This is a genomic window from Pandoraea sp. SD6-2 (assembly GCF_000389825.1).
Classification (GTDB): Bacteria; Pseudomonadota; Gammaproteobacteria; order Burkholderiales; family Burkholderiaceae; genus Pandoraea; species Pandoraea communis.
The window spans coordinates 51,823-64,631 of record NZ_KB944424.1 but is presented as its reverse complement, the minus strand read 5'-3'; the positions used below and the strand labels follow the sequence as shown (position 1 = coordinate 64,631).

The 12,809-nt window shown below is 63.3% G+C and carries 9 protein-coding genes; 3 read left to right on the top strand and 6 right to left on the bottom strand.

Features of this window, described 5'->3' with window-relative positions; translation table 11 throughout:
- The first annotated feature begins 8 nt into the window (after nucleotides 1-8).
- On the top strand, nucleotides 9-1,676 hold the full coding sequence (locus C266_RS03015) for a PepSY domain-containing protein (RefSeq protein ID WP_010807815.1): 1,668 nt from the start codon (nucleotides 9-11) through the stop codon (nucleotides 1,674-1,676).
- A 101-nt stretch (nucleotides 1,677-1,777) separates the two neighbouring features.
- Nucleotides 1,778-4,027, top strand: coding sequence for a TonB-dependent siderophore receptor (locus tag C266_RS03010; RefSeq protein WP_010807814.1), 2,250 nt, complete (start codon nucleotides 1,778-1,780; stop codon nucleotides 4,025-4,027).
- 64 nt (nucleotides 4,028-4,091) lie between these two features.
- On the opposite strand, the gene C266_RS03005 is transcribed toward C266_RS03010, so the two are convergent.
- Together C266_RS03005 and C266_RS03000 are read right to left on the bottom strand one after the other, a co-directional pair.
- Nucleotides 4,092-5,264, bottom strand: a complete 1,173-nt coding sequence (locus C266_RS03005) for an MFS transporter (protein WP_010807813.1) — start codon at nucleotides 5,262-5,264, stop codon at nucleotides 4,092-4,094.
- Entirely contained in the window at nucleotides 5,261-6,451 is a 1,191-nt protein-coding gene (locus C266_RS03000; RefSeq protein WP_010807812.1) for a serine hydrolase, read from the bottom strand. Before C266_RS03000 ends, C266_RS03005 begins: the two co-directional genes overlap by 4 nt.
- 126 nt (nucleotides 6,452-6,577) lie before the next feature.
- Here C266_RS03000 and C266_RS02995 point away from each other — a divergent pair, with 126 nt between their 5' ends.
- Nucleotides 6,578-7,474, top strand: a complete 897-nt coding sequence (locus C266_RS02995) for a LysR family transcriptional regulator (RefSeq protein ID WP_010807811.1) — start codon at nucleotides 6,578-6,580, stop codon at nucleotides 7,472-7,474.
- Nucleotides 7,475-7,606: 132 nt separating this feature from the next.
- Here C266_RS02995 and C266_RS02990 read toward each other — a convergent pair whose 3' ends face one another.
- From C266_RS02990 to pelF, 4 genes are all read right to left on the bottom strand, one after another.
- Nucleotides 7,607-8,377 (bottom strand): ferredoxin--NADP reductase, encoded by a 771-nt coding sequence (locus C266_RS02990; RefSeq protein WP_010807810.1) that lies wholly within the window; start codon nucleotides 8,375-8,377, stop codon nucleotides 7,607-7,609.
- 216 nt (nucleotides 8,378-8,593) lie between these two features.
- The gene (galE, locus tag C266_RS02985) at nucleotides 8,594-9,625 is read right to left on the bottom strand and encodes a UDP-glucose 4-epimerase GalE (RefSeq protein WP_010807809.1); all 1,032 of its coding nucleotides are present in this window, start codon (nucleotides 9,623-9,625) and stop codon (nucleotides 8,594-8,596) included.
- 156 nt (nucleotides 9,626-9,781) lie between these two features.
- Entirely contained in the window at nucleotides 9,782-11,158 is a 1,377-nt protein-coding gene (pelG, locus tag C266_RS02980) for an exopolysaccharide Pel transporter PelG (RefSeq protein ID WP_010807808.1), read from the bottom strand.
- Nucleotides 11,158-12,804, bottom strand: a complete 1,647-nt coding sequence (gene pelF / locus C266_RS02975) for a GT4 family glycosyltransferase PelF (protein WP_246831129.1) — start codon at nucleotides 12,802-12,804, stop codon at nucleotides 11,158-11,160. Before pelF ends, pelG begins: the two co-directional genes overlap by 1 nt.
- Between the last annotated feature and the right edge of the window lie 5 nt (nucleotides 12,805-12,809).

Below are 12,809 nucleotides of genomic sequence, written 5' to 3'. Positions count from 1 at the left end.
AGCTCCGGATGCGTGCCCAAACCCTGCGTCAATACCTCAGTGTCCATACCTGGGCCGGTATCGTTGCCGGCTTCGCGCTGTTCATCGCCATGCTCGGCGGCGCCCTGACCGTGTTTCACCACGAGATCGAACGTTGGGAGCAACCGGCTACGCGTCATGCGCCGCTCTCGCTCGCGCAGACGGAACAGCTCGCCGAGCGCGTTCGCGCGAAATTCCCGGCCGCGCGCGAGCAGATGGGTGTGGTACTGCCCAATCACTCCCCCACCCCGTTCGCCTACTGGCAGGAGCCGAACGGCGAATGGATGCAGGCACGCCTGAGCCCGAACGCCGCAAGCGCTGCCGATGCCGCATCATCGCTGGTCATTGGCGACGCGCGCCCCGGTCTGTCGAGCACGATCAACGCGTTGCATTACTCGCTGTCTATCCCGACGTATGGCCTGTACCTGATGGGCGTGGTGGCGCTGTTCTACGGCATGGCGCTCATCTCCGGCGTCATCGTGCACTTGCCGCGCATGACGCGCGACATCTTCGCGCTGCGGCCGGGGCGCAACCTCAAACGATTTTGGCAGGACGCCCACAACGCCATCGGCGTGCTGAGTCTGCCGTTTCACATCGTCTTCGCCCTCACGGGTGCGCTGTTGTGTCTGAGCCTGCCGCTGATGATGGCGTTCAACGTGGTGACGTTCGAAAGCAAGTTGATGTCGCAAATCCCGCAAGTCACGGGTTCCGTGCCCGCCAGGATTGCCCCGGTCGACGGCAAGCCACTCGACTTGCAGACAGTGCTCGCGCGGGCCGAACAGGCAGCGCCCGGCATGGAGACGACCGCCGTGGCATGGACGGGTTACGGCAAGCCGAATGCGGTGGCCGAAGTCTACGGCGAGGCCAAGGATTCTCTGGGCGTCTTCGCCGCCGTGGCCGTGCGCCTGAACGACGGGGAAATCGTCGGCCAGCACAGTCCGGGGGGGCGGGATACGAACCACGCCGTGATGAGCATGATCTACGGCGCGCACTTCGGCAACTTCGCGGGTGACGCCGTGCGCTGGGTGTACTTCGTGCTCGGGTTGATGGGCGCCGTGCTGGTCTATAGCGGCAACCTGCTCTGGCTCGAATCGCGTCGCAAACGCAACGCCGCCATTCAGCCCACTCATTTGCGCTGGATGGCCAAGGCCACGGCCGGCGTATTCCTGGGGACTTGTCTGGGCATCGCTGCGGCCTTCGTCGGTGCGGTTGTCGCCCCCGGCACGACGGCGCTCTCGATCTTCGTCGCCACGCTCGCCGCCTCTGCCATTTTCGCTGCGCTCACGGCGCCGGCCGTGGCAGCCACGGGACTGCTCGTGGCCACTGCGCTCGTCTGCCTCGCCGTCCCGGTCGCCGATGCCACGCTCACGTCCGACAATCTCGCGCGCTCGCTGGCCTCGGGCGACTGGGTGCTTGCCGGTGTCGATCTGGTCGCCATCGTCTGTGCGGCAATCTTCGCGCTGTTCGCCCGCGCAACGTGGCGGCGCGCCCGTCGTGGCGATCCGAACAGCGTCTGGGCGCGACCTGCTGCGACCAGAGGGCGGACGTCACGCGACAGTGGCACGGCTCGCATACCGGAGCGCACTGCCGTTGCCAGTCAAGGCACCACCAACATAACGACAACGCTGCCCGAGCGGCCGGACCCGGCGCGAACCTGACGGCGCGTGCGCGAGCAAGTTCACGCACTCCACACAAGACGATCAATTTCGAGACGTACCCGTCGGCACACGACGCATCACAAATTTGGAGATTCACACCGATGTTGCATCACCGCCCGCTCGCAGGGCGCGGTTTCGCTCGCACACGCACCGCGCATGATCTGACGTTCCCCCACGCTTCACCGCTCTCGCCCTCCTCGGTGTCACGCGCCGTGGCTGGTGTGTTCGCGATTTGTGCCGCGTCGCTGACGCTGGCTTCTGGCAGCGTCTACGCCCAGCAAGCATCGCAACCGTCCGCCCCGCAACCGGCGGCGAATGCCTCGCAAGGCACTGCCGTGCTGCCCGCCACCACCGTATCGGCCGGCCGCGACGATGACATCAAGGTCGAGCGAGTGTCGAGCGGTGCGCTGGGCACACGGCGCGCGGTGGACACGCCGTTCTCGGTGGTTGCCGTCAACAGCGAGCAGATCAAGAACCAGATGGCCCAGACCGCGACTGACGCGTTCAAGTACGATCCGGCCGTCACCACGCTTTCGGAAAACAAGCGCAACGAGAACTCGTATTTCGCCGTGCGCGGCATGCGCGTGGACATGCTCGACGGCACCAAGGTCGACGGTCAGAACTTCGTCTCGTGGCAGGCAGACATTCCGCTCGAGCCGTTCGAACAAGTGGAACTGCTCAAGGGCCTGTCTGGCTTCATGTATGGCTTCGGCGCGCCCGGCGGGATCGTGAATTACGTGCTCAAGCGGCCGACGGACGAACCGCTGCGTCAATTCTCGGTCGGCTATGAAGCCAGCAATGTGTGGAGCGAAAAGCTCGACCTCGGCGGACGCTTCGGTCCCGACAATCGCTTCGGCTATCGCCTGAACATCGTGAACGAGGAAGGCAACACCGCCGAGCCGAACAACCACGTGCGTCGCAAGACGATCTCGCTTGCCACGGACTGGCGCATCACGCCGGACCTCACATGGACGGCAGACGTGGCGTATTGGAAGCGCCAGACGACCGGCACGCTGTTCGGCATGAACTTCGCCGGTGCGGGGGCAGTCCCCGACGCGAACAAGGTCGCCCGCAATGTGGCCCAGCCGTTCACCTATTACGAAACCGATTCGCTGACGGCAGGCACGTCGCTCGACTATCGCATCAACGATCAGTGGAAGGCAAACTTCAAATATCGCTTCGCACGCCTGAATCGTCTTAACGGCGACAGCTTCCTCTCCGTGCTCAACGCTGCGGGCGACTATGCCGACACGCAATACAAGTGGAAGACGGCCTATTACTACCAGGCTTGGGACGCCATGATGCAGGGCAAGTTCACCACCGGTCCGCTCAAGCATGACGTGGTGTTCGGCGTGGCGTATCAGAGCCAGGTCAAGCTCAACGACAATGGCGATGGGGGTAACGGCATTTCGCTCGGCACGAGCAACATTTACAACCCGTCGCTGCTGCCGAATCAGGACTTCGGCCTGAACTACCAGCCGTACCGCAGCGAGAAGATCTCGCAGCGTGCGATCTATGCCAGCGACACGATTGGCATCACCTCGCGTATCTCGTTGCTGGCCGGCCTGCGCTACGCCCAGTTCAACGACGATCTGTACGACATCTCAGGGCAGACTGGCGCGTCCTACCGCGCGAAACCCGTCTCGCCGACGGTCGCGCTCATGTACAAGACCGACAACGATTCGACCGCGTACGTCAGCTACGTCGAGTCGCTGGAGCCGGGGGGCTCGGCGAGCATCACGAACGTCAACTTCCCGCAGACCTTCGGGCCGCTCACCAGCAAACAGTACGAGGTGGGCTGGAAAGCGGACAAGCAGACGTGGGGGGCGAATCTCGCGCTGTTCCGCGTCGAGCGCGGCTATGGCTACACCAATCAGGCGAACTACTACGTGCAGGACGGCACGCAACGCTTCCAGGGGCTGGATGCCAGCGGTTGGGTGCGTCTCGCCCGCGACTGGCGCGTGATGGGCGGCGTGCTGCTGCTCAACACGAAGGCCGTGGACGTTGACGACCCGAGCGTGGCGGGCAAGCGCATCTTTGCCGCACCGCGCTACGTCGTGACAGGACGTGTCGAGTACGACACCCCGTTCGTGCGCGGCCTGACGCTCGCGGCCGGCGTCAAGGTCACGGGCGAGCAGGAGGTCGATGCCGCCAACACGTTGTCGATTCCCGCGTACACCACGATCGACCTGTCGGTCAGGTACGCCACGCGAATCGCCGGCAAGTCAGTCGTGCTGCGCGCCGCCATCAACAACCTGACGGATAAGCACTACTGGACGACGACGTACAACGGCTTCGTGCTGCCGGGTTCCACCCGTACCTTCCTCGCCAGCGCCACGATGGACTTCTGATCGGCATCTGCGCCGGACACGCACACGCGCTGACGCCCTCGCGTCAGCGCGATCCCGGCAGCCGCTACCGTTGCACTGCCGGGAACCCGCGAAGTCTGGCCATCCACACGACAATCAGCGTGGCCGTCAGCAACGCAAGCAATGCCGGCGAAAACGCGGCCACGCCGAGGCGATCGAGCAAGACACCGCCCACGATGCCACCCCCGGCAATCGCCATGTTCCAGACCGTCACCAACATCGACTGCGCCACGTCAGCCGCATCTGCCGCCGCATTGGCGATCGCCATTTGAAACAGCGTTGCCGCGCCGCCGAACGCGAGTCCCCATACGGCCACCGATGCATACACCACGACCGGGGTATCGCCGCGCATACCCAGTGCCAGCGCAGACAGACCGAACAGCACCGTGCTGGCAAGCGTGAGTGCGCGCAGATGGCGATCGATCAGGGTGCCGACGATCCAGATGCCGATCAACGACATGGCGCCGAACACCAGCAACACGGCGTCGATACGCTGTGCCATGTTCGCTCGCGCCAGAAACGGCGCGATATAGGTGTAAAGGATGTTGTGCGCGAGCACGAAAGCCAGTACGACGAACAACACCGGACGGACGCCCGGCACAATGAAGACGCCCGCCAGCGACAATCGCTTGCCTGCGGGTTGTCCGTCAAAATCGGGCACCTTCACGCGCATCCACACCGCGAGCGCCAGTGCCAGCAAGCTCATGATGCCGAAGCACATCCGCCACCCCGTCCAGTGCTCAAGGAATGTGCCGGCCGGCACACCGAGCGAGAGCGCCAGCGGCGTTCCGACCATGGCGACGGCGATGGCGCGTCCCTTTTGATTCTCAGGCACCAGGCGTGCCGCGTATCCTGCCAACAGCGCCCACAGCAGTCCGGACGACACGCCTGCCAGAAAGCGCGCCGCCATCGTCAACCCATAGCTCGGCGACAGCGCGGTCACCCCGTTGGCGATCGCGAAGCCGATCATGACGCTCAACAGCAGCGTACGCCGTCGCACTCCCTGCGTCATCACGGTCAACGGAATGGCCGCCACCAGTGCTCCGATGGCGTAAATCGAGATCGTCTGACCGACCCATGCCTCCGAGACGACGAGACCTTGTGCCATTTGCGGCAGCAAGCCAGCGGGCAACACTTCCGTCAGGAGGGTGACGAATGCCGCCATGGAAAGCGACAGTAACGAAGTCAACGGTAGGCGCTCTTGCGCTCGGGCGTTCATCGTTGCACCTCGATCGCCTCGTAGACGGCATCGCGAAGATCGGTCACCAGGCGACCGGACATGCCTTCCAGTGCAGTGTTCGTGAACGCCACCACACTGAGTTCGCGTACGGGATCGACGAACCACGAATGCCCGTAGGTTCCCCCCATGCGCCAGGTGCCGACCGATTCGGGCGACTGCGCTTCGGCGGGGTCTTTCAGGATCGTAATGCCGAGGCCGAATCCTCGCCCTGGCCAAAATGGCATCGGCAACCCGCCGATCTGATCGGTGGCGAACTCGCGCACGAGCGATTCGGGCAACAGCGGTGCGCCGCCTTTACGCAGCTTTTCCAGCAATCGCAAGAAATCCCCTGCGGAGCCCACCATACCGGCGCCGCCTGAAGGATAGGCATCGGCGTTCAGCGCACGCCCCGGTGACAACCGGAAACCGGCAGTCCCGTCGACGAACGGCACGAAGTCAGGCTCCACCAGACGCCGCGGCACGGGACTGCCGTCGGCATAGGCAGTCGTCAGACGGCGCGCGTCCACGGCAGCAAATGACGTATCGCGCATGCCAAGCGGCGCCGTCACCAGTTCCTCGACGGCCTTATCCAGCGGCAACCCCGTGACGGCTTCAATGACGGCGCCAAGCACGTCCGTCGCTATCGAGTATCTCCACTCGGTGCCGGGCGGATACAGCAACGGCACGCTGGCAATACGCCGAATGTTCTCGAGTAGACTCGTGCGGCTGTCGTCCATGCCGTCGGAGACGCCCGCACGCGCATAGGTGCCATCCGGCACCTGAAAGAACCCATAGGTCAGCCCCGCCGTATGCGTCATCAGATGACGAATCGTCAGCCGCGAGATCGTCCCGTCGGCCAGCATGGGCGAGAACTCGGGCAACCATCGCGTGACCTCGTCGCAGAGCTGTAACCGCCCCTGTGCGATCAAAACCAGCGCGGCGGTGGTGACGATTGGCTTGGTCACGGACGCCAAGCGAAAGAGCGCATCGAGCGCCATCGGCACAGCCTGTTCGCGGTCGGCAAAACCCGCCGCTTCTTGATGGATCAGTTCGCCATTGCGGGCCACCAGCACCACAGCCCCCACCAATCGCCCGTCGTCAAGCGCATCGGCGACGGCGGCCTGAATCGGCGCGACCTGAGGCGTGGGCATCGCCTCTGCGGGTGCCGGAAATGCAGAGATCGTCATAGGAAAGTCCTTTCATTCGTTAACCGTCCCACACGATAGAAAGTCCGCAATTAAAGAAAAAGTGGGCTAGAGTTCCCTTTTATACGGACATTTATGTCCGCAATCACACGGTAATCAGGAGTGAACGTGGAAAGCCTGAGCGGTTTCGTGGTTTTCGTGCAGGTGGCGGAGACACGCAGCTTTGTCGCTGCCGGCCGCCTGCTGGGCATCTCGGCATCGGCGGTCGGCAAAAGCGTGGTGAGGCTGGAAGAGAAGCTGGGCGTGCGTCTGTTTCATCGCAGCACACGCAGCGTGACGCTGACCGCCGAGGGTGCGCTATTTCTGGAGCGCAGCCGTCGTATTCTCGCGGAGATCGAAGCAGCAGAACTGGAGCTATCGCAGGCCAGCACGGCACCGCGCGGACGGCTGCGCGTGAGCTTGCCGATGGTCAGCGCCCTGGTCCTGCCAGTGCTCGGCGACTTCATGCGCCACTACCCGGAGATCGAGCTGGATCTGGACTTTACCGACCGAATGGTTGATGTGATCGAAGAAGGATTCGACGCGGTGGTCCGCACGGGGGAGCCGATGGACTCTCGCCTCACCGCCCGGCGGCTCGGGGAGTTCCGATCACACCTCGTTGCTTCACCTGCGTATCTGGCAAGGCGCGGCACACCGATGGTTCCGGCCGATCTGCAACAACACACCTGCCTGCACTACCGTTTCCCCAACAGCGGCAAACTGGAACCGTGGACGCTGCGGCAAATCCCCGGTGAGCCGGAGCTGCCCATTCCCACCTCCATGGTCTGCAACAACATCGAGACGCGCCTGTGTTTCGCGCTTCAGGGCCTGGGGATCGCCTACCTGCCGGAGTTCGCCATCCGGGAGCCACTTGCCGACGGCCGCCTCCAACCCGTACTCGCAACATATGCACAACGCACCGGCGTTTTTTATGTGCTTTGGCCGGCGAGCAAACATCCTTCGCCCAAAGTCCGGGCCTTGGTGGATTTTCTCTGCGCGAATGTATTCCCCGTCACGAAAACCTGAACGGGCAAGGTCGACAAAAAGCCCCCAAGCGCTGGACTGATGTCCGGCCCTTGGGGGCTTTTTTACGTCTTCGCGCACGGCCTGATTGCGCCGGCAGCGCCCCGTGTACGACTTGGGGCAGGGTCAGATGACTCAGCCCACGAACGCCCGTTCAACGAGGTAGTGCCCCGGCGCGTGGTTGTGGCCTTCTACGAAGCCGCGCTTTTCCAGCAGTTCACGGGTGTCTTTCAGCATGGCCGGACTGCCGCACAGCATGACGCGATCGTTCTCCGGCGAGAATTCCGGCAAACCGATGTCGGTGAACATCTTGCCCGACTCGACCAGCTCAGTGATACGGCCCTGGTTTTCGAACTCTTCACGCGTGACCGTCGGGTAGTAGATCAGCTTGTCGCGAATGTACTCGCCCAGATACTCATGCTCAGGCAGATGCTGTGTGATCAGGTCACGGTAAGCCAATTCGCTGGCGAAGCGGCAACCGTGCACCAGAATGATGTGCTCATAGCGGTCGTAGACTTCCGGATCGCGGATGATGCTCATGAACGGCGCGAGCCCCGTGCCCGTCGACAGCAGATAGAGATTCTTGCCCGGCAACAGGTTGTCGTTGATGAGCGTGCCGGTCGGCTTGCGGCCGACGATGACCTTGTCGCCCGGCTTCAAATGTTGCAGACGCGAGGTGAGCGGACCGTCCTGCACCTTGATGCTCAGGAACTCCAGCTCTTCCTCGTAATTCGCGCTTGCCATGCTGTAGGCACGCAGCAGCGGTTTGCCTTCCACTTCCAGCCCGATCATCGTGAACTGACCATTGACGTAACGGAACGACGCGTCGCGAGTGGTCTTGAAGCTGAACAACGTATCAGTCCAGTGGTGGACTTCCAGCACGGTCTGTTGATTCTGAGTACTCATAGTGACTTGACGTTAGACGAAGGGAGGCGGCGCGGCGCATCGGCGGGGCGGATGACCCAAACGCCCGAAATACGTGTGCGCGAGCCATCCTTAATGGCCCGATGCCCGGACTCCAGGTGCAGGTGTACGCACTTTCAGTTTTGGGCGGGAAAACCCGGTTATTTTACCCCAATTGGGAATTGCTTTCATTTGTCCGGTGAAGGGGCGCGGGCGGTTTCAGCGTGACGATTGATATCCATCGGGGTTTTGATGCTGCCAACGCCAGTGATCGGCGCACATGCGCGCAAGATCGTACTCGGCGCGCCACCCAAGCAGCGCGTGCGCGCGCGACGCGTTGGCATACGATGTCCCCACATCGCCCGAGCGGCGTTCGACAATCTCGTACGGCACTTTGCGGCCGCTGGCGGCCTCGAACGCCTGCACGATTTCGAGCACGCTGTGCCCTCGCCCGGTACCCAGATTGACGGTGAAACCCGCGCCCAGCCTGTGCAGGCCGGCGAGCGCCGCCAGATGGCCGCGCGCCAGATCCACCACATGCAGGTAGTCCCGCACGCCCGTACCATCGGGGGTCGGCCAGTCGCCACCGTAGACCTTGAGTTTCGGCAGCTTGCCCACGGCGACTTGCGCAACGTACGGCATCAGGTTGTTGGGCAGCCCCCCCGGGTCCTCACCGATCAGCCCGCTCTCATGCGCGCCCACCGGGTTGAAGTAACGCAACACCCCGACACGCCAGCGCGCATCGGATTTCACCGTATCGGCAAGTATCTGCTCGGCCATCAGCTTGGTGTGACCGTACGGAGTCCCCGTCGAAAGCGGCACCGTCTCATCGATCGGCACCGATGTCTGATAGCCATACACGGCGGCCGACGAACTGAACACCAGGTGCCGCACGTCGTGGCGCTCCATCGTCTCGATCAGCGTCAGCAGGCTACCGAGATTGTTGCGGTAATAGAGAGATGGTTTCTCGATCGATTCGCCGATCGACTTCAACGCGGCAAAGTGGATCACGCCGTCGATCCGATGGCGCGTGAAGATGTTGTCCATGACCGCCGGGGAACAGGCATCGCCTTCGATGAACACGGGCGCACGACCGGCAATACGCTCGATGCGCGCCACTGCGTCGAGATGGCTGTTGCACAGGTTATCGACGATGACGACATCGTAGCCGCCCGCCAGAAGCTCGACACAGGTATGCGAGCCGATGTAGCCGGCACCGCCGGTAACGAGAATGGTGCCCAGATTATTCATGACAATACCTTAGCGACGCCCGTGTGGCGCCTTTGATGCCGCACTGATCGAACAACACGATCACACATGCGAGACCCGCGATATTACTCCAGCCGTCGTTCCCTCGCCAACGGGACGCCAGGCCGCTCGCGCGGCACATCGGCCCGGCCGGGTAAGTTATCCCCTCTGCCCCATGTAAGTGTCGTATTCGAGCGCCGCCAGCCGGCGGGTCAGCCGGTGTGCGCCGAGCGCCAGCACGCACAGTAGCGCGAGCGCGAACCCATAGCCGTAGAGCGCGGGCCCGTATTGCAGACTGGCCCAGGTGAAGGTCGCGTTCAGCACCACCAGAAGCGAGACGAGGACCAGTACGTCACGGCGCCGGTCCAGATAGAACAGCACATTGAGCACACCGAGCAGCAGCACCTGCAAACCTGCCGAGATGACGTCGATGCGCAGCAACGATTGCCACGTCTCGGGCACCCCTACGAACCGCAACATGTCGTCGCCGAACGCAAAGACGAGCAGCGTCACCACGGCCTGTACCTTGAGGATCTCATAGAGCCCGGTGCGCACCGCCCGCACCATCGACACCCGCGACGCAGAAATCTGGCGCAGCGTGCCGCCATGCCGTACGGCATCGAAAAAACCGGTATAGGCTTCGGCAAAATCCGTCTCGATCCGCAGCAGGAACACTGCCATGCCCGGAATCACGCAAAGATACGACAGGAACACCGGCAGATCGTAGATGGGGGCAGCGCGCAGCGGTCCGATGATAGCGATGCCGGTCACTGGCGACGCCCAGAAGATCAACTTGTCGATCCACGCCCCCAACCCGAAGCATACCCCGACGCCAACCAGCGAAAGCCGCAGATTGCGCGGCTCGAAGACCGACCACGACAGCCAGGTGGTGGTACGGTAGTTACGCACGACAATGGCGGTCAGCCCCAGTAGCAGACATGTGTGGCCGATCACGAAGCCGCCCAGCAGGCCCGTAAGTCCGAAGCGCCCGAGCAGTACGGCACTGACCACGCTCAGGCTGTACCCCAGGCAGAACACACCGAGAATCGCGCGATATTGCTTTACGCTCGTGAGGAACAGCACCACGATCCACAGATTGCCGAGCAACACGAAGCCAATCCACATCAGCCAGCGATAAGCCAGCGGCAAGGCCGAGAAGAGCGTCTGCGACAGAACGAGCCCCATCACGCCGAGCACGACGGTGGTGACCAGCGTCACGGCATTGAACGCCGGTATCACCGCCTGCGGATCGCCCGCGAACAATCGATCGCTCAGATAACGGGTGAATGCCAACTGGATCAGTCCCGTCACCATGACGCTCGACGCAATCAGATACGTCACCGAGACCTGAAACTGCGTCAGCACCTCGTGCGGATGGACGCTGGCCAGACTCATTAGCCCGACAAGCACCACACCGAGCATCGACAGCACCAGCGGACCGGCGCTGATGATCCCCGCATAGCTGTATGCGGCGAAGGTGCCCGAAAGCGTGTCGCTGCGTAGCAAACGCCGCAACTCGAAACCGATACCCGCCATCAGTCACCCCCTCCGTCCATCCAGCGCTCGTATAGCGTGCGATACGCGTCGCGCAGGGTGTCAAGCCGGTAGTAGCGCTCGACACGTGCGATGCCGGCGCGGCTCGCGGCGTGCCATACCTCGGGCTCCAGCACCTCGACGATGGCGGCGGCCAGTGCCTCTGGGTCGGCCATCGGCACGATGCGCCCCGAGCAGCCAAGCGCGCGGTCCTCGGCGCCGTTGCCTTCGATCAACTGACGGCACGCACCGACATCGGTCGCCACGACCGGCACGCCGGCCGCTGCCGCTTCGAGCATGACCAGCGGCAAAGCTTCGGAAACCGACGACAACGCCAGCACGCCGATTTGCGGCAAGATCGATTCAATGGCGCGATACCCCATGAAGCGCACCTGATACTCCATCCCGAGACTTGCGGCGAGGTCCCGGCACTCTTGTGCATAGGCGGTATCTTCGGTGTCCGGCCCGACGATCCAGCCCTGCAAGTCCGGCCGTGCCCGGTAGGCAATGAAGATGGCGCGTAGAAACGTCTTGATGTCTTTGACGGGCACCACGCGCCCCACCAGTGCCACGACCGGGGGGATGTCCGCGCGGTCCGCCTGCGCATCAGTCTCACGCCGCACGACACGCAACGCCGCAAAGCGTGCGATGTCTACGCCGTTCGCAATACTGTGCGTCTTGTGCGCAGGCGCGCCATCACTCACCTGACGCTGGCGGCTGCCCTCATACAGCGAGACGATCTCGTTGGCCGTGTCGTAACACACCCGGCCGATGGCCTCGAAGAACCGCATCCACAGGCTCTGGAAATAGCCAACGCGCGAGATGTCGCGCTCGAGCGGACCGCGATTGTCACGCAGCCATTCGCTTTGCAGCAGGTCGAGCTTGCGCTCTTTCGTGTAGCTGCCGTGTTCGGTCACGAGCAACGGGCGGCCGGTGCGCTTGCTCAGCATCGTCCCCAACAGCCCGGCATACCCCGTCGACACTGTGTGATACATGCGAGCCGGCGGCAAGGCCCCGGCGATCCCTGCCAGTTGCCAGATCGGCTTGTGCATCGCACGTATCGTCCAGAAGTAATCGGTAAACGACGGGTCGTGGCAGTAGCTTTCGTAGCGCTGCGTGATGAAATCCCAGGCACGCTCGCTATGGAGAAATTCCGGCTGCGCCAGCGCCTGAGCCTTGCCCAGCATCGGCAAAATCCGCGACAGCATGGCGTGCAAATCGTCGACACCCATGTCGTCGGTCGCGCCATCACGCCCATCGCGCCCATCGCCCGCTTCGTGCCGCTGACGGAACAGGTCGTGCATCCGGGCAATCTGCGCGAATGCGCTCACGTCGCCCGAGCCCCGCCGCGTTCGCGCCTGGCTGGCGGCCGCGCCCACCGGGGTGTCTGCCGTCTCGTACAGATAGTGCGCCTCGAAGTGGACGACGTTCGCCGGCATCGGATAGACGGGCGCGCCGTAGTCGTCCCGGCGGCTGCCGATGAACACCACCGAGAAGGTCAGATCGGGAAACGCGCGAATGAGCATATCGACCCACGCCGACACCCCGCCCCGCACATACGGGAAGGTGCCTTCGAGGAGCAGCGCGATGTCGGCGGCCTCGCCTGACGGCCGCGAAGTCGGAAGATCGCCGTGCGGGCGCATTGGCATGGGCC